The organism is Micromonospora marincola, assembly GCF_056150385.1.
This window is the reverse complement of record NZ_JAXCFT010000001.1, coordinates 334,743-356,558: the sequence shown is the minus strand read 5'-3', so window position 1 is coordinate 356,558 and position 21,816 is coordinate 334,743. Positions and strand designations below refer to the sequence as shown.

Genomic DNA, 21,816 nt, shown 5'->3' with positions numbered 1-21,816 from the left:
CTTCCGCGCAGGGTCCGGGGCCTGACGGCCCCCCCGGCGGAAGGCTAAGCCAAAGCCGGTGGCCGCAACAGGGGTCGAGGACCGGTCTGGGCGTGATTCATGCGGTGTTCAGCTGTTGCGGCGCTGCTGGGGGCCGGTGGGAGCATTCGTCGGTGAATCCTGCCCATCAGGTCCATCTGTCGGATCGACGACTGCCGCGTCGGTCCGGCCCGGCTCGCTCTGGCGGGGAAACCGGTCCGGCAGGCGGCGCAGCCGGGCGTTCATGTTGCGGATGAGCAGAACGGTGACGGTGGCCAGCGCGATGATGAGGAAGAGGCCCATCGGGCCGGCCAGGCCACCCGTGCGGGTGTCACCGAAGTTGTTCTCCGCGAGCACCTGGGCGGTGGTCAGCATGGTGTTCCTCCGATGTGCGGCTGGTCACCAGGGTAGCCCTCGGGGATGTCAGCCGGCACGGCACGTCTCGCGCACCCCGGCGAAGAGATCGGACTCAGGGAGCGGGCTGTCGACGAGCGAGCGGGCGAGTTGGAAGTCTTCCGTGGGCCAGGCGCGCTGCTGGAGATCCATCGGCACCTGGAACCAGAACCCGTCCGGGTCGATCTGGGTGGCGTGGGCGCGCAGCGCGTCGTCGCGGACCGGGAAGTAGGGGGCGCAGTCGACCCGGGTGGTGATCCGCTCCCCCTTGTCGGGGCGTTCCTCCCACCGCTTCATCCATTCGCCGTACGGCGACTCGAAGCCGGCGGCGAGCATCGCCTCGTGCAGGCTGAGGATCTTGGCGCGGGAGAAGCCCACGTCGTAGTAGAGCTTGAGCGGCTGCCACGGCTCGCCCAGCTCCGGGTGGCGGTCGGGGTCGCCGGCCGCCTCGAACGCCGCCACGGTGACCTTGTGGGTCATGATGTGGTCCGGGTGCGGATAGCCGCCCTCCTCGTCGTACGTGGTGACCACGTGCGGGCGGAACTGTCGCATCAGCCGGACCAGCGGCGCGGCGGCGACCTCCACCTCCTGGAGCGCGAAGCAGCCCTCGGGCAGCGGCGGCAGCGGGTCGCCCTCGGGCAGCCCGGAGTCGACGAAGCCGAGCCATGCCTGCTCGACGCCGAGGACGGCGCGCGCGGCGTCCATCTCGGCCCGGCGGATGTCGCCGATGTTGGCCCACACGTCGGGCCGGTCCATCTTGGGGTTCAGCACACTGCCCCGCTCACCGCCGGTGCAGGTGACGACCAGGACATCCACCCCCTCGGCGACGTATTTCGCCATGGTGGCGGCGCCCTTGCTCGACTCGTCGTCGGGATGGGCGTGCACCGCCATGAGACGCAGCTGTTCTGCCACCTTCGGCGCTCCTCGTCTGTGCCCGCCGACCGGCACGCGCCGGCCGGCTGACGTGCCGGAATCTCCCCCCCGCGCCCGCGAAAGCCCCCGTGTTGGCCGGTCGGGACCGCCGCCGGGGTGGCGAGGACCACCCGGACCGGTCGGGGCCGACCTGCCATCCTTGACTCAGCGCCGGGCTGGGAAGATGGACCCTGCCATTCTTGCCGATGCCGCCGACAACAACGCCAGGAGATACCCGCCGGTGAGCGAGACGCACGCCACAGTCGCACCGGGAGCGCCGGTCTTCCCGCCGGGCCGTTACGGCCGTCGCCGGGAGCCGGGGCGCCGCCGGCCGCTCGCGCTCGCCCTGGCGGTGACGGCCGCGCTGGCCGTCCTCGGGCTGGGCGCGGTGAAGCTCTACCAGCAGTACGGCGACCCCGACTACCAGGGCGAGATGATCAGCTACACCGGGATCACCGACTCCCGGGTCGTGGTCGACTTCCGGGTCACCGTGCCACCTGGTGGCGCCGCCACCTGCCTGCTGCGCGCCCGTTCCCACGACGGCGCCGAGGTGGGCCACGTGGAGGCCACCGTGGCCGCCGAACCGGGTCAGCGGCACGTCCGCGCCCGGCAGGAGGTGCCGACAAGCGCCCGACCGTTCATCGGCGAGGTGTTGCGCTGCCGACCGGCCGGCTGAGCCGGACCGCCGGCGCGCCGCCGGCACCCGCACCCCGGGTCCCATCGCCGGCACCCGGGGTGCTGGACCGCACCTCGACGTGTGCGGCACTGGTAATCTGGTGGTTTCACCTGTCAGCCAGTTCGCACCAACCGAGGAGATCGCCTGTGTCCACAAACGGAAACGAGGCGCCCGCCACCTGGCTGTCCCAGGACGCTCACGACCGCCTCCAGGCCGAGCTCGACGAGCTGATCGCCAACCGGCCGGTCATCGCCGCCGAGATCAACGCCCGGCGCGAGGAGGGCGACCTGCGGGAGAACGGTGGCTACCACGCCGCCCGCGAGGAGCAGGGCAAGGCGGAGGGGCGCATCCTCTACCTCAAGGAGCTGCTGCGCACCGCCAAGGTCGGCGAGGCGCCGGACACCGACGCGGTGTCGCCCGGCATGGTCGTCACCATCTACTTCGACGACGACGCCGACGACACCGAGACGTTCCTGCTCGGCTCCCGCGAGATCGCCTCCACCACCGACCTCACCGTCTACAGCCCCGAGTCCGCGCTCGGCAAGGCGATCCTCGGCGGCAAGCCGGGTCAGACCTGCACCTACACCGCGCCCAGCGGCGCCGACATCAAGGTGACCGTGGTCTCGTTCGAGCCGTACTCCGGCTGACCCCCCGGCGGACCCGCGCCGAACGCCCCGACCGGTTGATCCGGTCGGGGCGTTCGCGGTGGCGCCTCACCCCTCGCCCGCGAAGACCACCTGGTAGCCGCTGGCACGCAACGCGCTGATAAGCGTGTCCGAGTGCGCCACCCCGCGGGTCTCCACGGAGAGCGCCACCTCCACCTCGCCGAGCCGCAGGTGCGGGTTGGCCCGCTGGTGCACCACGTCCACCACGTTCGCCCGGTGCTCGGCGATCTCGCTGAGCAGGGAGGCGAGCTGACCCGGCCGGTCGGTGCAGCGCACCGTGACGCGCAGGAAACGCCCGGCCGCCGCCAGGCCGTGTTCGATCACCCGGAGCATCAGCAGCGGGTCGATGTTGCCGCCGGAGAGCACCGCGACCACGGGCGTGGTCACCTCTACCGCACCGGCCATCAGCGCCGCCACGCCGACCGCGCCGGCCGGCTCCACCACCTGCTTGCCGCGCTCGAGGAGCATCAGCAATGCCCGGGAGATGTCCTCCTCGGTGACCGTGACGACGTCGTCGACGAGCTTGCGGACGTGGGTGAAGGTCAGCTCGCCGGGGCGGCCGACGGCGATCCCGTCGGCGATCGTGCCGAATGAGGGCAGCCGGACCGGCTCGCCGGCCACAAGCGAGGGCGGGAAGGCCGCCGCGCTCGCGGCCTGCACCCCGATCACCCGTACGTCCGGGCGCAGCGCCTTGGCCGCCACCGCGATTCCCGAGACCAGCCCGCCACCGCCCACCCCGGTCACGATGGTCCGCACGTCCGGGCACTGTTCCAGGATCTCCAGCGCCACCGTGCCCTGGCCGGCGATGACGTCCGCGTGGTCGAACGGGTGGATGAACACCGCGCCGGTCCGCTCCGCGAAGGTCTGCGCCGCGACGAGCGACTCGTCCACCGTGTTGCCGACCAGTTCGATCCGGGCGCCGTACCCCTTGGTCGCGGCGACCTTCGGCAGCGGCGCGTTCACCGGCATGAAGACGGTGGCGTGCGTGCCGACCAGGTCGGCGGCGAGCGCCACGCCCTGGGCGTGGTTGCCGGCGCTGGCCGCCACCACGCCGCGGGCCCGCTCCGCCGCGGAGAGCCGGGAGATCCGCACGTACGCGCCGCGCACCTTGTACGACCCGGCGCGCTGCACGTTCTCGCACTTGAGCCAGGCCGGCCCGCCGAGTTCGGCGCTCAGTGGCCGGGACGGCTCCAGCGGCGTGGTGCGGGTGACGCCGGCGAGCAGTTCCCGCGCGGCCTGTACGTCGGCGAGACCGACCAGTTCCGTCATGCCCCGATCGTGCCACCCACCCCCGGCGGGACCTGCGCCGACGTCGCCGACTGCGCACCGGGCGCGGGCAGGGCGGGGTCGGGCGCGGGCACGGCGGGGTGAGCCGGCCAGCCGGGGTGACCCAGGTGGCCTGGGTAGCCGGGCCACGCGGGCGCGGCCCGGGCGATGCGCTCCTGCTGGGCGGCGGAGATCCGGCGGATCAGCACGACGAACGAGGCCGCGGCGATCAGGCAGGCCACCACCGGCACCAGCCGCGGAGCGAGCGCGCCCTGGTAGAAGCTGACGTAGGTGGCGAACTCCTCGTCGTTGCGCGGCCACTCGGTCAACCGCTCGTACCGCTGCTCCTCCAACTGCGCGACCACGCGCTCACCGATCGAGAAGACCAGCCAGGTCGACCACCAGAGCACGACCGGCCACGGCGTACGGCGGCGCCACAGACTGTGCCGGGCCACCTCAGCCACCACCCGGACCGGCACGACGAAGCTGGCCAGCGGCACCAGCCAACCGGCGATCGCCCAGGCGGCGCTCTGGGTCGGCGTGGGACCCGGGAACGCGTCCAGGTTCTTACGCACCCGCCACGTCCAGATCACCACGAGCGTGGCGGCGACCAGAAGGGACAGCACGAACGGCAGCGTGAACAGGACCTCGGCCAGCGCCGCGCCGAGCAGCACGTCCCGGTCGAGTTGCTCGGCGGCCGAACGGGCGAGACGGACACCAAGCAGCGGGAAGAACGCGGAGAGCGTGAACAGCACGGCGGTCACGCCGACCGCGACGGAGGCAGCCCGCCCCAGCCCCCGGACGGCATAGGTGGGCACGTGCGGAAGGACGGCTGGCTGGCCGTGGCGGGTGCCACAGCGCTGGCAGTCGTCGAACGCGGGCGACGTGGCGTCCCCGCAGGTCTGGCAGTGCATCGGGGACCGTCCGAGTGAGTTGTGCGAAGGGGGTGCGCACAACCTAGACGATCATGCGGCGGCCGGGGATCCCGTTCCGACCCGGGGATAGCCGGGCGCGTGCCGCTGCCAGGGCGCCTGCATCTCGAACTGGCCGGCCACGCCGAGCAGCAGCAACTCCGAGCCGGGCGGCCCGACGAACTGCACGGCAAGCGGCAGCCCGTCCGGGCGACGGCCGACGGGGATCGTGATCGCCGGCAGCCCGGCGATGTTCCACGGCGCGGCGTACGGGGCGTACCTGATGTTCGTCGTCATGTTCGCCAGCCAGGACCGGCCGGACCAGCCGGCGGCCTCCGGCGGCGGCCCGGCCAACGCCGGGGTGAGCAGCAGGTCGACCGAGTGGTCGTCGAAGAAGTGCACCGACCGCTCGCGCCAGGCGGCCCGATCGGCCTCCCGGACGTACCCGCGGCGCTGCGCCCACTCGCCGAGCGCGACGTGCCGGCGACTGCGCCGCTGGAGCTGACGCGGGGCCACGCCGGCGGCCCGCACGTCGGCCGCGGCGGCGGCGAACCAGGTGGCGATGCCCTGGAGGCCGAGCCGGGTGGGGTAGACCGGGTCGGTGGGGACGGTGTCGTGCCCGGCGCCGGCAAGCAGCCGACCGGCGGCGGCGACGGCGTCCCGGTTCGCCGCGTCCGGGGAGACGCCGCGCACCGGTGAGCGCAGCGAGACGCCCACCCGCAGCCGCGGCGGCGGGACCAGCTTGGCCGGCCGGCGACCGGCCAGCACCGAGAAACCGACCACCGCGTCGGCCACCGTCCCGGCGAGCATGCCGTGCTCGGTGAGGCCGAACCAGTCGTCCGCGCCGAGCTGGCAGGGCACCACGCCCCGGCCGGGCTTGAGCCCGACCAGGCCGCAGCAGGCCGCCGGGATGCGGATCGAGCCGAGGCCGTCGTTGCCGTGCGCCATCGGCACCAGCCCGGCGGCCACCGCGGCGGCGGCGCCGCCGGAGGAACCGCCGGGGGTACGAGTCGGGTCCCACGGGTTGCGGGTCACCCCGCTGTCGTCGTCGGTGAGGGCCCACAGGCCCAGCTCCGGCATCCGCGTCACGCCGAGGATCACCGCGCCCGCGCCGCGCAACCGCCGGACCACCTCGTGGTCGGCCTCCGCCACCGGCGTACGCATCGCGGCCGACCCGTTCCAGGTGGGCAGGCCGGCCACCGGGGTGTTCTCCTTGACCGCCACCGGCACCCCGGCCAGCGGCAGGTCGGCCAGTTCCTCCTGCTCGTCGACCTTCTCCGCCTCGGCGATCGCCTCGCCGCCGCGTACCGCGCGGAACGCGGCGAGCTCGGCGTCGACCCGGGACACATGATCGAGGTGGTCGGCCACCACCTGGGTGGCGGAGACGTCGCCGCGGCGTACCGCGCGGGCGATCTGCTTCGCGGTCGCCCCGACCCAGGTCGTCGGCAAGATGTCCGGCACTGCCAACCTCCGTCGTCCAGCGGTCAGCCCAGTGCCTGCTCCAGATCGGCGAGCAGGTCGTCGACCGTCTCGATGCCGACAGACAGTCGCACGAGATCGGCGGGAACTTCAAGCGGCGAGCCGGCGGCGCTCGCATGTGTCATCCGGCCGGGGTGCTCGATCAGCGACTCCACCCCGCCCAGCGACTCCGCGAGGACGAACAGCTTCGCCCGGTTGCAGATCTCCACGGCGTGCTCCTCGCCGCCCGCCGCGCGGAACGAGATCATGCCGCCGAAGCGGCGCATCTGCTTGGCGGCCACCTCGTGACCCGGGTGCGACGGCAGGCCCGGGTAGATGACCTGGGCGACCTTCGCGTTGCCGTCCAGCCAGGCCGCGATCCGCTCGGCGTTGTCGCAGTGCCGGTCCATCCGTACCCCGAGGGTCTTGAGACCGCGCAGGGTGAGCCACGCGTCGAACGGGCCGTTGACGGCGCCCATCGCGTTCTGGTGGTAGCGCAGCTCCTCCCCGAGCGCCCGGTCCGCGGCGACGAGCGCGCCACCTACCACGTCGGAGTGCCCGCCGACGTACTTGGTGGTGGAGTGCACCACCACGTCCGCGCCGAACGCGATCGGCTGCTGGAGGTAGGGCGAGGCGAACGTGTTGTCGACCACAAGCAGCGCGCCGGCGTCGTGCGCCACGGCGGCCAGGGCGGCGATGTCGGCGATGCCGAGCAGCGGGTTCGTCGGCGTCTCCACCCACACGATCCGGGTGACGCCGGGCCGGATCGCGGCGCGGACCGCGTCCGGCTCGGAGACCTTCGCCGGGGTGTAGTCCAGGCCCCACCGCTCGGCCACCTTCGCGAACAGGCGGTAGGTGCCGCCGTACGCGTCGTCCGGGATCACCACGTGGTCGCCGGGCTTGCAGACCGCCCGCAGCAGCGTGTCCTCGGCGGCCAGGCCGCTGGCGAAGGCGAGCGCCACCGGACCACCCTCCAGCGCGGCCAGGCACTCCTGAAGCGCGTCCCGGGTGGGGTTGCCGGAGCGGCTGTACTCGTAGCCCTCGCGGGGCGCGCCGACGGCGTCCTGGGCGTACGTGCTGGTCTGGTAGATCGGAGGGATCACCGCGCCGGTGCGGGCCTCGGGGTCCTGACCGGCGTGGATGGCGAGCGTCTCGAAGCCGTGACTCATTACCGAGACGTTAGTCCGCCGGTCCGTATCGGTGCGGGGAACCCGGCGCGGGTCACAACCGCGAGGTTGTCGGCCGGTCGGCCATACTGGGCCGGTGAGTTCGACCGAAGCGCTGCCCTCCCGCCTGCACGGCGTCGCCGATCGGATCCCCACGTCCATCGACAAGCTGAAGGGGCCCGAACGCGGCCGGGTCAGTTTGCCGATCAGACTCGCCTGGTCCGGGCTGACCACTTTCGATATCGAGGACAGTGGGCAGCGACTGACCTTGTACCGCACTCTGATGGACTGCGGACAGCGCGAGGACATCGCCAGATTCGTCAACCCTGTCCTCCTGCGCGGCGATTGGGCCCGCATCCGCCGGCTGACCGCTCGGCGTGTCATCGCCCTGTGGGAGAGCAGGATGCCGGGATTGACCGCGTAGCCGTGGACGATCTGCACGCGCACCTGTTTAAGCATCGGGTTCCGCGCCGGGGACGAGCTCGGCTTGGTCCTCGCGGGCGGCTATGCTCTCGTCGCACATGATCTTGTTCGCCGCCCCTCGCGCGACATCGACTTTGCCACCGCCACCGCCCTACCGCTGCCTCTCGTGGCGGGGCGCCTGGCGGCGGCGTACCGGGCCGCGGGCTTCGAATGCCGTGTGGTCGAGGCGACGCCGCGGATGGCCCGGCTGCTGGTCAGCAGTTCGTCCGGCGACTGTGAGGTCGACCTGCTCAAGGAGGCGATCGGTCCGCCGGTCGCGCTGCACGTCGGGCCGGTGCTGGCATTAGAGGACGCGGTGGGTCTCAAGATCAGGGCATTGCACGATCGCGCCGCACATCGCGACTACATCGACGCCAGGGCCGCCAACACGTTGTTGGTATGCACCGAACTGGAAACGTTGGCTGCCCGGCACACCGCCGGATTCTCGCTTCACGAACTCGCCGACCGGCTCGGCGGGGTGGACGAACTCGACGTGGAGACGTTCGCGGCCTACGGCCTCGGTGAGGACGACATCGCAGAACTGCGGCACTGGGCGCGGCGGTGGGAAGCCGACATCCGGGCGCGTCTCGCCAACGGCGAACCCGGCCCGCCGGGCATCCCCGACGACGACTGGGACACCTACCTGGACGCCCTCTGAGAACCCCTCCACACAGCCCCGTCGATCATGAAGTTGACGGCGGCTGGCGTCCCAATTGTCGCTGCCAACTTCATGATCGACGGGGCTGTGTGGAGGAGGGCAACGTGGAGGGGGTTCGGGCTAGCCTGGGCGGATGGGCGGGTGCGTGTTCTGCGGGATCGTGGGCGGTGCGGTGCCGGCCTTCACCGTGACCGATGAGGCGGACGGCGTGGCGTTTCTCGACACCCGACCGGTGTTCAAGGGGCACGTCCTTGTGGTGCCCCGTGCCCACCTGGTGGCGCTGACCGACCTGCCGGCCGACGCCCTGGCCGGCTACTTCCGGCTGGTGCAGCGGATCGCTGCGGCGGTGGAGACCGGTCTGGATGCCGGTGGGACGTTCGTGGCGATGAACAACAGGGTGTCCCAGTCCGTCCCGCACCTGCACACCCATGTGGTGCCCCGGACGAAGGGCGACGGACTGCGCGGCTTCTTCTGGCCCCGCACCCGCTACGCCGACGACACCGAGGCCACCGGCTTCGCCGCTCGGATCTCGGCCGCGCTGGCCTGAGGTCGGGATGGGCGGGTAAGGAACCGGGGACCGGCGCTGTTACACGCTGGGAAAGCCACGAGAGGAGTCCCACCGTGTTCCTCCGCCGCATGAAGGCCGAGATGATCGCTCCTGACCAGGCCCTGCCGGGCCGTCCGCTCGCCATGCCGGTCGCCGACCGGCACGAGGTGCTGCCCGCCTCGCTGAAGGGCCCCTTCCCCGAGGGCGCGCAGGTCGCCGTCTTCGGCATGGGCTGCTTCTGGGGCGCCGAGCGCCTGTTCTGGACCCTTCCCGGCGTGATCACCACGTCGGCCGGTTACGCGGGCGGTTTCACCACCAACCCGACGTACGAGGAGGTCTGCTCGGGCATGACCGGGCACGCCGAGGTGGTCCAGGTGGTCTACGACCCGTCGAAGATCGCCTACGAGGATCTGCTGAAGGTCTTCTGGGAGAACCACGACCCGACCCAGGGCATGCGCCAGGGCAACGACGTGGGCACGCAGTACCGCTCGGCGATCTACACCACCACGGACGAGCAGCGCGCCGCGGCGGAGGCGTCCCGGGAGGCTTTCGCTCCGATCGTGGCGCGGGCCGGCAAGGGTGAGATCACCACGGAGATCACCCCGCTTGGCGACTACTACTTCGCCGAGGACTACCACCAGCAGTACCTGGCCCCGACCAAAAACCCGGGCGGTTACTGCAACCACGGACCGAACGGGCTGAGCTGCCCGGTCGGCGTGGCCCGTACCGGAAGCTAGACCGGCAGATCCCGGGCCTGCGGTGTTCGTCACACCGTGGGCCCGGCGCATTTCCGGCATTACTCACTGGAGGGCAGGAACCGAAGGCGTGACGGGCAACCACCCTCGGTGACGGCGCACTGTAGCAAGCTGTCACACGTTCGTCATCGTCTCAACAGGCGAACTGCAACAAGCTCTGGCAGCATTGGCTCGTATGTGCGGACTTGCGGGAGAGTTCCGCCGTGACGGTTCACGTGCCGACGTTTCGGCAGTGGAGCGGATGGCGGCCACGATGAGTGACCGAGGGCCCGACGACAGCGGCGTCTGGTCGCAGGGGCCGACCGCGTTGGGGCATCGACGCCTGAAGATCATCGACTTGTCCGCGGCGAGCGGCCAACCGATCGTGGATGCGGGCGCGGGCCTCACCGGGGTCTTCAACGGCTGCATCTACAACTACCGCGAGCTGCGCGCGGAGCTTCAGGCCAAGGGCCACCGCTTCTTCTCCGCCGGGGACAGCGAGGTCGTGGTCAAGGCGTACGCCGAATGGGGCCCCGACTTCGTCGACCACCTGATCGGCATGTTCGCGGTGGCGATCAGCGAGCGGGACACCGGCCGTCTGGTGCTGGCCCGGGACCGGCTCGGCATCAAGCCGCTCTACCTGGCCGAGAGCCCCGGCGTGGTGCGCTTCGCCTCCACCCTGCCGGCGCTGCTCGCCGGCGGCGGCGTCGACACCACCATCGACCGGGTGGCGCTCGCCCACTACCTGAGCTTCCACAGCATCGTGCCGCCGCCGCGAACCATCCTGCGCGGCGTCACCAAGCTGCCGCCGGCCACGGTCAAGGTGTACGAGGCGGACGGCACCAGCCGGGAGCGGGTCTACTGGGACCCGTCGTTCGGCCGGGCCGACGAGCGGGCCGGCTGGTCCGAGCGGGACTGGCAGGACGCGCTGCTCGACTCGCTCACCACCGCCGTGCGCCGCCGGATGGTGGCCGACGTGCCGGTGGGCGTGCTGCTCTCCGGCGGCCTCGACTCCAGCCTGGTGGTGGCGCTGCTCGCCGGCGAGGGGCAGGGCCGCTCCGGCCTCGCCACGTTCTCCATCGGCTTCGACGCGGTGGGCGGCCGGGAGGGCGACGAGTTCGTCTACTCCGACCTGGTGGCGAAGACGTTCGGCACCGACCACCACCAGATCCGGGTGCCCACCGGCGACCTGCTGCCGCCGCTGGAGGCCGCCGTCGCGGCCATGAGCGAGCCCATGGTCAGCCACGACTGCGTGGCGTTCTGGCTGCTCAGCCAGGAGGTCGCCCGGCACGTGAAGGTGGTCCAGTCGGGCCAGGGCGCGGACGAGATCCTGGGCGGCTACCACTGGTACCCGCCGCTCGCCGGGGTGGACCGGGAGGCGGCGCTCGACACGTACGCCAAGGCGTTCTTCGACCGGGACGCGGCCGGGCTGGCCCGGGTGCTCAACCCAGCGTGGCTGGCCGACGGCGACCCGGCGCGGGAGTTCGTGGCCGCGCACCTGGGCCGGGCGGGCGCGCAGACCGCGGTCGACGCCGGCCTGCGGATCGACACCCAGGTCATGCTCACCGACGACCCGGTGAAGCGGGTCGACAACATGACCATGGCACACGGGCTGGAGGCCCGGGTGCCGTTCCTCGACCACGAGTTCGTCGAGCTGGCCGCGAGCTGCCCGCCGGAGCTGAAGCTGGCCCAGGGCGGCAAGGGCGTGCTCAAGGAGATCGGCCGGCGGGTCCTGCCGCACGAGGTCATCGACCGGCCCAAGGGCTACTTCCCCGTACCCGGCCTCACCCACCTGGAGGGCAAGCTGCTCGACCGGGTACGTGACGCGCTCAGCGCCCCGGAGGCGCGCCGTCGCGACCTGTTCCGCGCCGACTACGTCGACGCGCTGCTCGCCGACCCGAATGCCGAACTGACCCCGTTGAACGGAAACAAGCTGTGGCAACTGGGACTCCTGGAAATGTGGCTCCAGAGCCACGGAATCGCCTGACCGTGACCGACACCCTCGCCACCGGCACGGCACGCACCGACCGGGAACGGGTGCTGGGCCGGCGCCGGGAACGCACCGGCCCCGGCGGCGACCCGGTCGCCCCCGGCACGCCGGAGCCGCGCCGGCCGTCCCTCGAGTCCGCGGACGCCTCCGGCGTGGTGCTTGACTGCGGCTGGGGCCGCCTGGTCTTCGGTCAGACCTTCACCGACCAGCTCCACGTGGCCGACGTGCTGCGCTCCGAGGCCAACGGCGCCCGGGACATCTGCATCTACCTGCGCGACCCGCACGTGCTTGTCTCCCGGCTGCCGGACGAGCTGTTCATCGACCCGTCGCTCACCTACCGGCTGCCGCTCGGTGAGCGCCGGCCGGCGGCCACCGAGGGTGAGGACATCCCCGGGCTGGCGATCCGCCCGCTGCGGGACGCCGCCGACGCGGACGCGGTGAACCGGATCTACGCCCGCAACGGCATGGTCACCGCCCCGGTCGAGGTGCTCGTGGACAACGCCGCCACCGACCGGTTCCTGCACCTGGTCGCCGAGGACGCGACAGGCGAGGTGGTAGGCACCATCACCGGCGTGGACCACGTCGCGGTCTTCGCCGACCCGGAGCGCGGCGCCAGCCTCTGGTGCCTGACGGTGGACTTCAACACCGCGCCGCCCGGCACGGGCCAGGCACTGCTCACCGCGCTCGCCGACCGGCTCGACGCCCGCGGCCGGGCGTACGTGGACCTGTCCGTGCTGGCCGAGAACTCCGGCGCGATCCGGCTCTACGAGCGGCTCGGTTTCCACCGCACCGGCACGCTCTGCGTGAAGCGGAAGAACCCGATCAACGAGCGGCTCTTCCTGCCCGCCATGCCGGCGGGGTACGACGAGCTGAACCCGTACGCGAAGATCGTCGCGGACGAGGCGATGCGGCGCGGCATCCGGGTGGAGGTGACCGACCCGCACTGGGGTGAGCTGAAGCTGACGAGCGGCGGCCGGACCATCCACACCCGCGAGTCGCTGTCCGAGCTGACCTCGGCGGTGGCGATGAGCCGCTGCGACGACAAGCGGGTCACCAGGCGCATCCTGACCGAGGCGGGGCTGTCGGTGCCGCGCGGGCGCACCGCCACCGGCGAGCCCGACGACCTGGCGTTCCTGGCCGACGTGGGCCCGGTGGTGGTCAAGCCGGCCCGGGGTGAGCAGGGCAACGGGATCACCGTCGGCGTGCGGACGCCGGAGGCGTTGACCGGGGCCGTCGAGCTGGCCCGGCGGTTCTGCCCGGACGTGCTGATCGAGGAGATGCGCGCGGGCGACGACCTGCGGGTGGTGGTGATCGACCACGAGGTGGTCGCCGCCGCGGTCCGCCGGCCGGCGCAGATCACCGGCGACGGGGTGCACGACGTCACCGAGCTGATCGAGCGGCAGAGCCGCCGCCGGGCCGCCGCCACCGGCGGTGAGTCCCGGATCCCGATCGACGACATGACCCGCGAGGTGGTGGCCGAGGCCGGCTTCCAGATGCACGACGTGCTCCCCGAGGGGCAGGTGCTGGCGGTCCGGCGGACGGCCAACCTGCACACCGGCGGCACCATCCACGACGTGACCGCCGAGCTGCACCCGGCGATCGCGGAGGCGTGCGTGACCGCCAGCCGGGCACTCGACATCCCGGTCACCGGGATGGACCTGCTGGTGCCCGCCCCGGACGCGCCGGAACACGTCTTCATCGAGGCGAACGAACGGCCGGGCCTGGCCAACCACGAGCCCCAGCCGACCGCCGAACGGTTCGTCGACCTCCTCTTCCCGGGCACGCGGGCACCGCAGCGACTCTGGTCGCCGGCCGGTGCGGCAGGCTCTGGGGCATGACCGCACGGAAACCCGAACCGCTCAAGCTCGACCTCGAATACCTGCGCCAGGTGCTGGTGGAACTGCTGGAGATCCCCAGCCCGTCCGGGCGTACCGACCACATCCAGCAGTACGTGGGCGAGCGGCTCTCCGCGCTCGGGATCAGCTCCACGCTGACCCGGCGCGGGGCGCTGAGCGCCTGCCTGCCCGGCCCCCGGTCGACCGGGGCGGACCGGGCCGTCGTGGTGCACACCGACACCATCGGCGGCATGGTGAAGCGACTCAAGGAGAACGGGCGGCTGGAGATCAACCCGATCGGCACGCACAGCGCCCGCTTCGCCGAGGGCGCCCACGTGCGGATCTTCACCGACGACCTGGACCGGGTGGTCACCGGCCAGATCCTTCCGCTGAAGGCGAGCGGGCACCGCTACAACGAGGCGGTCGACCTCCAGGGCGTCGGCTGGGAGCTGGTCGAGGTCCGGGTGGACGAGCCGGTGACCGACGAGGCCGGCCTGCGGGCGCTCGGCATCGACACCGGGGACTTCGTCGCGCTGCTGCCCAACCCGTCCATCACCCCCAGCGGGTACGTCAAGTCCCGACACCTGGACGACAAGGCCGGGGTGGCCGCGGTGCTCGCCGCGTTCAAGGCGCTTGTCGACGCCGGCGTCACCCCGGCGGTCACCGCGCACCTGCTGGTCACCGTCACCGAGGAGATCGGCCACGGTGCCAGCCACGGGCTGGACCCGGACGTGGCGGAGATCGTCTCGGTGGACGCGGCGGTGGTCGCGCCCGGCCAGCAGTCCCGGGAGAACGCCGCCACCCTGGCCATGGGCGACGGGGTGGGTCCGTTCGACTACCACCTGACCCGCAACCTGGCCGCGATCGCCAAGGAACACGGCGTCGACCTGGTCCGCGACGTGTTCGACTACTACCGGTCGGACGCGGCGTCGGCGGTCGAGGCCGGGGCGCACGCCCGGGTGGCGCTGCTCGGCTTCGGCGTGGACGCCACCCACGGCCACGAGCGCACCCACCTCGACGGCCTGCACCAGCTCACCCAACTGCTCTGCCTCTATCTGCAGAGCCCGCTTGTGTTCCCCGAGTGGGACGCCGAGCCGGAGGGCGACCTGGCCGACTTCCCGTCGTTGGCGGTGCAGCCCGCCCACACCGACGGCCCGCGCGAGGGCCCCATCGGCGTGGAGTAGGCGTCTGTGATCGAAATCCGTTGCCGAGGCCGCCGGGAAGTGGATAGCGTGGCGGTACACGGGAAAGGAGGTGGTCCAGACTTGTATAGCAATCGGACTCGTGAGGTGGCTGTCCGCTAGCCGCTGTCCTCGACAGTGAAGAACGATCGTCGAGACCGTGTGGCAGCGGTGCGGCGAAACCACGACAGCCACCCGACCCCCGGGGTGCCGGCCATAGTCCAGCCGGCCCGCGCGCGAGCGCGGAAGCCCCGGGGGTCGCTTCATGCCCGGGAGAAAACCTTGTCCATGCGTGAGCTGGTGGTGCTCGGCACGGCCAGTCAGGCCCCCACCCGGGCGCGCAACCACAACGGCTACCTGCTGCGCTGGGACGACGAGGTGATCCTCTTCGACCCGGGCGAGGGCAGCCAGCGTCAGATGCTGCACACCGGCGTCACCGCCACCGACCTGACCCGGATCTGCGTCACCCACTTCCACGGCGACCACTGCCTCGGGCTGCCCGGCATGATCCAACGGCTCTCCCTGGACCGGGTGCCACGCCCGGTGGCCGTCCACTTCCCGGCCGGCGGCGGCGAATACTTCGCCCGGCTTCGCCACGCCTCCAGCTTCTACGAAACCGCCGAGCTGGCCGTCACGCCGATCGACGCCGACGGGCAGCGGATCAGCCTGGGCGTCGGCACGCTTGAGGCCCGCCGGCTGCGGCACCCCGTGGAGACGTACGGCTACCGCCTGGTCGAGCCGGACGGCTGCCGGCTGCTCCCGGAGCGGCTGTCCGCGTACGGCATCGCCGGTCCGGGCGTGGGGCGGCTGCTCCGCGAGGGCCACCTGGACCTCGACGGGCGTCGCGTCAGCCGCGACGAGGTGAGCGTCACCCGACCCGGGCAGCGGTTCGCGTTCGTGATGGACACCGGGCTCTGCGACGGGGTGTACGCCCTCGCCGAACACGCCGACCTGCTTGTCATCGAGTCGACCTTCCTGGAGTCGGAGGCCACGCTCGCCGCCGAGGTCGGCCACCTCACCGCCGGCCAGGCCGCGCGGGTGGCGGCCGAGTCGGGGGTACGCACGCTCGTGCTCACCCACTTCTCCCAGCGGTACGCCGACGCGCGCCGGTTCCACGACGAGGCCCGGCGGCACTTCACCGGCGAACTGGTGATCGCCGAGGACCTGGTAACGGTTCCGGTGCCACCCCGCCGGGTAGCGTCGCCCGGGTGACGATCTCCCTACGCCCCGCTATCGAGACCGACCTGATGGCGGTCGGCGCCCTGCACCAGCGCTCCCGAATGGCGACATACTCGTCGTTCCTGCCGCCGGAGTCGCTTGCCGACCCGACCCCGGAGGCGATGGGCAGATACTGGGTGGAGCGGCTGACCTGGGAGGGCGCCGACCACCGGATGATCGTGGCCGAGCGGGACGGGCGGCTTGTCGGCTTCAGCTATCTGGGCCCGGACGACGAGGGCGACCCGGCGACCGGGCTGCTCAACGCCATCCACCTGGAGCCGGACGAGCGGGGCCGGGGCACCGGCCGGGCGCTGATGGTGGACGCGCTTGACGCGATGCGGGCCCGTGGTTGGACCCGCGCGGCACTGTGGGTGCTGCGCGACAACGCCGGCGCACGCCGCTTCTACGAGCGCGGCGGCTGGCACCCCACCGGCGGCCACCGCACCGACCGCATCGGCCGCGCGATGGTCCCCCAGCTCCGCTACACCCGTGCGGTGTAAGGAGGGGCCCCCGCTTAACGCATTCGGTAGAGGAGGGGCCCCCGCTTAACACTCACCAACTCAGCGGGCGCCGAGGTGGGCCAGCAGGTCCTGGCGGGTCAGCACGCCCCGGGGCTTGCCGTCGACAAGCACGAGCGCCGCGTCGGCCTTCTCCAGCAGCCCGACCGCCTCGCTGACCGGCTGCCCACCACCGATCATCGGCAACGGCTCGCCCATGTGCCGCTCGATCGTGTCGTGCAGGTGCGCCTGGCCGGTGAAGAGCGCGTCGAGCAGGTCCTTCTCGGCGATCGAGCCGGCCACCTCGCCGGTCACCACGGGCGGCTCGGCCTTGAGCACCGGGAGCTGGGAGACGCCGTACTCGCGCATGTAGTCGATGGCGTCGCGGACCGTCTCGGTCGGGTGGACGTGCACCAACTCGGGCAGGCCACCCGGCTTGCTGGCGAGCGCGTCGGCCACGGTCGGCTCGGTGCCGGCGTCGTCCAGGAAGCCGTACCGGGCCATCCACCGGTCGTTGAAAATCTTGGACAGGTAGCCCCGGCCGCCGTCCGGCAGCAGCACCACGACCACGTCGTCCGGCCCGGCCCTGCGGGCCACCTCAAGCGCGCCCACCACGGCCATGCCGCAGGAGCCGCCGACAAGCAGCCCCTCCTCGCGGGCCAGCCGACGGGTCATCTCGAACGACTGCTTGTCCGACACCTCGACGATCTCGTCGGCGATCGCGCGGTCGTACGTCGTCGGCCAGAAGTCCTCACCGACGCCCTCGACCAGGTACGGCCGGCCGGTGCCGCCGGAGTAGACCGAGCCCTCCGGATCCGCGCCGATCACCTTGACCCGGCCCTCGGACGCCTCCTTGAGATAGCGGCCGATGCCGGAGATGGTGCCGCCGGTGCCGACGCCTGTGACGAAGTGGGTGATCCGGCCCTCGGTCTGCCGCCACAGCTCCGGGCCGGTGGTCTCGTAGTGCGAGCGCGGGTTGGCCGGGTTGCTGTACTGGTCGGGCTTCCACGCGCCGGGGATCTCCCGGGCCAGCCGGTTGGAGACGTTGTAGTAGGAGCGCGGGTCCTCCGGCGCGACGGCGGTCGGGCAGACCACCACCTCGGCGCCGTACGCCCGCAGCACGTCCTGCTTGTCCTGGCTGACCTTGTCCGGGCAGACGAAGACACAGCGGTAGCCCTTGAGCTGGGCCACCAGGGCCAGCCCGACGCCGGTGTTGCCACTTGTCGGCTCCACGATCGTGCCGCCCGGCCCGAGGATGCCGGCCTCCTCGGCGTCCTCCACCATGCGCAGCGCGATCCGGTCCTTGACCGAGCCGCCCGGGTTGACGTATTCCACCTTCGCCAGCACGGTCGCCTGGATGCCCTCGGTGACGTTGCGCAGGCGTACCAGCGGGGTGTTGCCGATCAACTCGACGACGTTGTCGTAGTACTGCACCTCGTTGTGCCCTTCGTCGCGCCGCCGTCGTGGGGCGGCCGGTCAGCCGGTTTCGTCGCCAGCGTACGTGCCGTCAGGGGGCCACATGCCCGGGGATGACGGAGCTGCGGCGCGCCTCCCACTCCAGGAACCGTTCCGTCTCGGCGAGCACGCTGCCGGCCAGCCAGGTGACCATGACCGCGTCGTCGGCCAGCCCGAAGATCGCCAGCGGGATCTCCGGCAGCAGGTCGATCGGGGAGACGACGTACGCCGCCGCCCCGGCCATCAGCGCCAGCCGCAGCCCGCCGTCGTACTCTCCCCGGCTGGTGGCCCGGATCATCCGGGGCAGCGCCGCCATCCGGGCGCCGAGCGACGGCCCGCGTCGCGCGCCGGCCGCCAGTGCCCGGGCCAGCGCGGCGAACGCGGCGCTGCGCTTCAACGTCTTCCCCATGTTTCCGCCCTTCTCCGCCGCACCAGGGTGCGCCACCGGGGCAAGCCCACCCCACTGGTACCCAGAACGGTCACCGTCCAGCCACCCGATCAAGGACAGCGATGGTCGTGCCGGCGCGATACTGTCGGCTCATGGGGGACGCTGGTTCCGTGACGCCGGCCCGCCGGCGACGCGCCCGGCAGATCGTCCGCCTGGCGGCGATCGGCACGGGCGCCACGGTGGCGGCCACGGCCGCCACCGGCGGGGTGCTGCTCGGCCAGGCCCGGCAGGCCCGCCGCACCATCCCGATGGCGCAGGCCCCGCCGCCGCGCTGTGACGGCGTCTACGGCGCGAGGTTTCCCGGCCCGCCGGTCACCGTGGTCGTCCTCGGCGACTCCTCCGCCGCCGGCTACGGCGTCTACCGGCGCCGGGAGACGCCCGGCTCCCTGCTTGCCACCGGTCTGTCCCGCCGCCTGCACCGGCCGGTCCGGCTGCACCGCTTCGCCGTGGTGGGCGCACTGTCGGCCGGGCTGAAGCCGCAGGTCGAATCCGCGCTGGAGGTCGGGCCGGATATCGCCGTGGTGCTTGTCGGCGGCAACGACGTCACCAACCGCACCCCGCCGGCGGTGGCCGTGCGCTACCTGGTCGACGCGGTCCGCACGCTGCGGGCCGCCGGCTGCGAGGTGGTCGTCGGCACCTGCCCCGACCTGGGCACGATCCGGCCGATCCAGCCGCCGCTGCGCTGGCTGGCCCGGCGTTGGAGCCGGCAACTGGCCGCCGCCCAGACGGTGGCGGTGGTGGAGGCCGGCGGCCGGACGGTCTCCCTCGGCGACCTGCTGGGGCCGCGGTTCGCCGCCGAGCCCGGCCGGATGTTCGCCTGGGACCGGTTCCATCCCTCGGCGGAGGGGTACGCGATGGCGGCGGCGGCGTTGCTGCCCGCCGTGCTCTCGGCGCTTGAGGCGGTGCCCGAACGCCGGCCTTCGAGCACCGGGCTGGAGGGCGTACGGTCGCTTCCGGAGGCGGCTCAGGAGGCGGCCCGGCACGCCGGCACGGAGGTCACCGGCACCCAACTGCGGGGCCGCGACCGGGGGCCGGGCGGCAGGTGGGCGCAGCTTCGCCGACGGGCCTTCTTCGGCGTCGGCGCGGTGCCCCCGACCGGCGCCGCCGCCGACTCGGCCACGCTGGAGGGAACGGCATGAGCGAGCGCAGCGTCCGACACCGGGAGGTGATGGCATGAGCGGACCGAACGAGACGGCGGCCCGGTGGGGCCGGGCCGCGGCCCTGTCGCTGCTGGCCGGCACCGTGGGTGGCGCGGCTGTGCTCGCCGGCCAGGCCATCGCCGCCCGCAGTCGCGAGTACGCGCAGCCCGAGCTGGGTCTCGTGCTGCGCGCCACGGTCGGCCGGGCCGACGCGCCGCCGCTGCGGCTGGTGCTGCTCGGCGACTCGTCGGCGCTCGGCGTGGGTGTCGACAGGTTCGAGGAGACCATCGGCGGCCAGCTCGCCCTCCTGCTCGCCGAGGGGCCGACGGGTCGGCGGGTGCACCTGTCGAGCGTGGGGGTTTCCGGGTCCCGCGCCACCGACCTGGCCACCCAGGTGGCCCGCGCGCTGCTCGGTGAGCGGCCCGACGTGGCGGTGGTGCTGATCGGGGCGAACGACGCCACCGCGCTTGGTCGCCCGGCCGAGGCGGCGGCCTACCTCGGCTCGGCGGTACGCCGGCTGCGGGAGGCGCACGTCGAGGTGGTGGTGGGCACGTGCCCCGATCTCGGCGCGGTACGCGCGGTCGCCGCCCCGCTGCGCCAGGTGCTCGGCTGGTCCGGTCGGCGGATGGCGCGGGCCCAGACGGTGGCCGTGCTCGACGCCGGCGGCACCGTGGTCGACCTGGGGACCGAGACCGGCCCGGTGTTCCGGGCCGACGCCGGCACGCTGTGCCACGACGGTTTCCATCCGTCCGCGGACGGCTACCGGGTCTGGGCGCACGCGTTGCTCCCGGCGGTCGAGGCAGCCGCGGCGGTCGCGTTCCGGCACCACCGACGGCCGCCGGCGGGGTGACATTTCCCGCCCGGCGCGTGGCTTCCACCGCAAGTTACCCGCGGGTTAACGTTGGTTCATGCCGATTGAGTCGCCCCGCGACGCCGTCATCGTCGCCACCGCCCGGTCCCCCATCGGTCGCGCGTTCAAGGGTTCCCTGCGCGAGGTCCGCCCGGACGACCTCGCCGCCACCATCGTCCAGGCCGCCCTCGACCAGGTCCCGGCGCTAGATCCCACCACCATCGACGACCTCTACCTCGGTTGCGGTCTGCCCGGCGGTGAGCAGGGCTTCAACATGGCCCGGGTGGTCGCCACCCTGCTGGGCCTGGACGGGCTGCCGGGCGCCACGCTTACCCGCTACTGCGCCTCGTCGTTGCAGACCACCCGGATGGCGATGCACGCGATCCGGGCCGGCGAGGGCGACGTGTTCGTCTCCGCCGGGGTGGAGATGGTCTCCCGGTACGCCCGGGGCAACTCGGACACCCTGCCGCCGGAGGCGCAGGCGCTTGTCGGCGGCGGCTGGGAGAACCCGCGCTTCGCCGAGGCGCGGGAGCGCTCGCAGGCCCGCGCGCAGGCCGGCGCCGAGGTGTGGACCGACCCGCGTGATGCCGGCCGGTTGCCGGACGTCTACCTCGCCATGGGTCAGACCGCGGAGAACCTGGCCCAGGTGTACGACGTGACCCGCGAGGACATGGACGCGTTCGGCGTCCGCAGCCAGAACCTGGCCGAGAAGGCGATCGCGGACGGCTTCTGGGCCCGCGAGATCACGCCTGTCACGACGCCGGACGGCACCGTGGTCAGCGCCGACGACGGCCCGCGTGCGGGAGTGACCCTGGAGGGCGTGTCCGGGCTCAAGCCGGTGTTCCGCCCGGACGGCCGGATCACCGCCGGCAACTGCTGCCCGCTGAACGACGGCGCCGCCGCCGTGGTGATCATGAGCGCCGGCCGGGCGGCCGAACTGGGCCTCACCCCGCGGGCCCGGATCGTCTCCACAGGCGTCACCGCGCTCTCCCCCGAGATCATGGGGCTCGGCCCGGTCGAGGCGTCGAAGCAGGCGCTGAAGCGGGCCGGCATGACCATCGACGACGTCGACCTGGTGGAGATCAACGAGGCGTTCGCCGCCCAGGTGATCCCGTCGTACCGGCAGCTCGGCATCCCGGAGGAGAAGCTGAACGTGGCCGGTGGCGCGATCGCGGTCGGCCACCCGTTCGGCATGACCGGCGCCCGGATCACCGGCACCCTGCTCAACGCGTTGGAGTGGCACGACCGGACCATCGGTCTGGAGACCATGTGCGTGGGCGGCGGCCAGGGCATGGCCATGGTGCTCGAACGGCTCAACTGAGGCCGATTCACGACGG

22 protein-coding genes are annotated in these 21,816 nt (G+C 72.6%); 14 read left to right on the top strand and 8 right to left on the bottom strand.

Going from position 1 to position 21,816, the window contains the following annotated elements:
* Positions 1 to 108: 108 nt before the first annotated feature.
* Both SM450_RS01750 and mca read right to left on the bottom strand, forming a co-directional pair.
* Complete coding sequence (locus tag SM450_RS01750; RefSeq protein ID WP_474617860.1) at positions 109 to 393, bottom strand: hypothetical protein; 285 nt, start codon at positions 391 to 393, stop codon at positions 109 to 111.
* A 48-nt stretch (positions 394 to 441) separates the two neighbouring features.
* Positions 442 to 1,323 carry a mycothiol conjugate amidase Mca gene (gene mca / locus SM450_RS01745; protein ID WP_474617859.1) on the bottom strand — a complete coding sequence of 294 codons (882 nt, stop codon included), beginning with the start codon at positions 1,321 to 1,323 and terminating at the stop codon, positions 442 to 444.
* A 241-nt stretch (positions 1,324 to 1,564) separates the two neighbouring features.
* Here mca and SM450_RS01740 point away from each other — a divergent pair, with 241 nt between their 5' ends.
* Together SM450_RS01740 and greA are read left to right on the top strand one after the other, a co-directional pair.
* Complete coding sequence (locus tag SM450_RS01740; protein ID WP_474618348.1) at positions 1,565 to 1,999, top strand: DUF4307 domain-containing protein; 435 nt, start codon at positions 1,565 to 1,567, stop codon at positions 1,997 to 1,999.
* Between the two features lie 146 nt (positions 2,000 to 2,145).
* The gene (greA, locus tag SM450_RS01735; RefSeq protein ID WP_474617858.1) at positions 2,146 to 2,646 is read left to right on the top strand and encodes a transcription elongation factor GreA; all 501 of its coding nucleotides are present in this window, start codon (positions 2,146 to 2,148) and stop codon (positions 2,644 to 2,646) included.
* Positions 2,647 to 2,712: 66 nt separating this feature from the next.
* On the opposite strand, the gene ilvA is transcribed toward greA, so the two are convergent.
* The 4 genes from ilvA to SM450_RS01715 are packed head-to-tail and all read right to left on the bottom strand — an operon-like array spanning position 2,713 to position 7,468.
* A complete protein-coding gene (ilvA, locus tag SM450_RS01730; protein WP_474617857.1) occupies positions 2,713 to 3,933 on the bottom strand; it encodes a threonine ammonia-lyase in 1,221 nt (406 codons plus the stop codon).
* Positions 3,930 to 4,844, bottom strand: coding sequence for a DUF4328 domain-containing protein (locus SM450_RS01725; RefSeq protein ID WP_474617856.1), 915 nt, complete (start codon positions 4,842 to 4,844; stop codon positions 3,930 to 3,932). Before SM450_RS01725 ends, ilvA begins: the two co-directional genes overlap by 4 nt.
* A gap of 51 nt (positions 4,845 to 4,895) precedes the next feature.
* Positions 4,896 to 6,308, bottom strand: coding sequence for an amidase (locus tag SM450_RS01720; protein ID WP_474617855.1), 1,413 nt, complete (start codon positions 6,306 to 6,308; stop codon positions 4,896 to 4,898).
* 17 nt (positions 6,309 to 6,325) lie between these two features.
* Positions 6,326 to 7,468, bottom strand: a complete 1,143-nt coding sequence (locus SM450_RS01715) for a cystathionine gamma-synthase (protein ID WP_474617854.1) — start codon at positions 7,466 to 7,468, stop codon at positions 6,326 to 6,328.
* Positions 7,469 to 7,562: 94 nt separating this feature from the next.
* On the opposite strand from SM450_RS01715, the gene SM450_RS01710 reads away from it, so the two are divergent.
* The 9 genes from SM450_RS01710 to SM450_RS01670 all read left to right on the top strand — a co-directional run bounded on the left by SM450_RS01710 (position 7,563) and on the right by SM450_RS01670 (position 16,590).
* Complete coding sequence (locus SM450_RS01710; RefSeq protein ID WP_474617853.1) at positions 7,563 to 7,889, top strand: hypothetical protein; 327 nt, start codon at positions 7,563 to 7,565, stop codon at positions 7,887 to 7,889.
* A 9-nt stretch (positions 7,890 to 7,898) separates the two neighbouring features.
* Positions 7,899 to 8,585 (top strand): nucleotidyl transferase AbiEii/AbiGii toxin family protein, encoded by a 687-nt coding sequence (locus SM450_RS01705; protein WP_474618347.1) that lies wholly within the window; start codon positions 7,899 to 7,901, stop codon positions 8,583 to 8,585.
* A gap of 133 nt (positions 8,586 to 8,718) precedes the next feature.
* On the top strand, positions 8,719 to 9,132 hold the full coding sequence (locus SM450_RS01700) for an HIT family protein (RefSeq protein ID WP_474617852.1): 414 nt from the start codon (positions 8,719 to 8,721) through the stop codon (positions 9,130 to 9,132).
* 74 nt (positions 9,133 to 9,206) lie between these two features.
* The gene (msrA, locus tag SM450_RS01695) at positions 9,207 to 9,869 is read left to right on the top strand and encodes a peptide-methionine (S)-S-oxide reductase MsrA (RefSeq protein ID WP_474617851.1); all 663 of its coding nucleotides are present in this window, start codon (positions 9,207 to 9,209) and stop codon (positions 9,867 to 9,869) included.
* A 193-nt stretch (positions 9,870 to 10,062) separates the two neighbouring features.
* Positions 10,063 to 11,853 (top strand): N-acetylglutaminylglutamine amidotransferase, encoded by a 1,791-nt coding sequence (locus SM450_RS01690; RefSeq protein ID WP_474617850.1) that lies wholly within the window; start codon positions 10,063 to 10,065, stop codon positions 11,851 to 11,853.
* A 2-nt stretch (positions 11,854 to 11,855) separates the two neighbouring features.
* Complete coding sequence (ngg, locus tag SM450_RS01685; RefSeq protein ID WP_474617849.1) at positions 11,856 to 13,694, top strand: N-acetylglutaminylglutamine synthetase; 1,839 nt, start codon at positions 11,856 to 11,858, stop codon at positions 13,692 to 13,694.
* On the top strand, positions 13,691 to 14,875 hold the full coding sequence (locus SM450_RS01680; RefSeq protein ID WP_474617848.1) for an osmoprotectant NAGGN system M42 family peptidase: 1,185 nt from the start codon (positions 13,691 to 13,693) through the stop codon (positions 14,873 to 14,875). Before ngg ends, SM450_RS01680 begins: the two co-directional genes overlap by 4 nt.
* Positions 14,876 to 15,154: 279 nt before the next feature.
* Positions 15,155 to 16,084: a ribonuclease Z gene (locus SM450_RS01675; RefSeq protein WP_474617847.1), complete on the top strand. Its 930-nt coding sequence runs from the start codon at positions 15,155 to 15,157 to the stop codon at positions 16,082 to 16,084.
* Positions 16,081 to 16,590 carry an N-acetyltransferase family protein gene (locus SM450_RS01670; RefSeq protein ID WP_474617846.1) on the top strand — a complete coding sequence of 170 codons (510 nt, stop codon included), beginning with the start codon at positions 16,081 to 16,083 and terminating at the stop codon, positions 16,588 to 16,590. Before SM450_RS01675 ends, SM450_RS01670 begins: the two co-directional genes overlap by 4 nt.
* A 60-nt stretch (positions 16,591 to 16,650) precedes the next feature.
* On the opposite strand, the gene SM450_RS01665 is transcribed toward SM450_RS01670, so the two are convergent.
* Together SM450_RS01665 and SM450_RS01660 are read right to left on the bottom strand one after the other, a co-directional pair.
* Entirely contained in the window at positions 16,651 to 18,021 is a 1,371-nt protein-coding gene (locus SM450_RS01665) for a cystathionine beta-synthase (protein WP_474617845.1), read from the bottom strand.
* A gap of 73 nt (positions 18,022 to 18,094) precedes the next feature.
* Positions 18,095 to 18,451 (bottom strand): YkvA family protein, encoded by a 357-nt coding sequence (locus SM450_RS01660; RefSeq protein WP_474617844.1) that lies wholly within the window; start codon positions 18,449 to 18,451, stop codon positions 18,095 to 18,097.
* Between the two features lie 131 nt (positions 18,452 to 18,582).
* On the opposite strand from SM450_RS01660, the gene SM450_RS01655 reads away from it, so the two are divergent.
* The 3 genes from SM450_RS01655 to SM450_RS01645 are packed head-to-tail and all read left to right on the top strand — an operon-like array spanning position 18,583 to position 21,800.
* Positions 18,583 to 19,629 (top strand): SGNH/GDSL hydrolase family protein, encoded by a 1,047-nt coding sequence (locus SM450_RS01655; RefSeq protein WP_474617843.1) that lies wholly within the window; start codon positions 18,583 to 18,585, stop codon positions 19,627 to 19,629.
* 34 nt (positions 19,630 to 19,663) lie between these two features.
* Complete coding sequence (locus SM450_RS01650; RefSeq protein WP_474617842.1) at positions 19,664 to 20,479, top strand: SGNH/GDSL hydrolase family protein; 816 nt, start codon at positions 19,664 to 19,666, stop codon at positions 20,477 to 20,479.
* A gap of 58 nt (positions 20,480 to 20,537) precedes the next feature.
* Positions 20,538 to 21,800: an acetyl-CoA C-acetyltransferase gene (locus SM450_RS01645; protein WP_474617841.1), complete on the top strand. Its 1,263-nt coding sequence runs from the start codon at positions 20,538 to 20,540 to the stop codon at positions 21,798 to 21,800.
* Positions 21,801 to 21,816 lie beyond the last annotated feature (16 nt).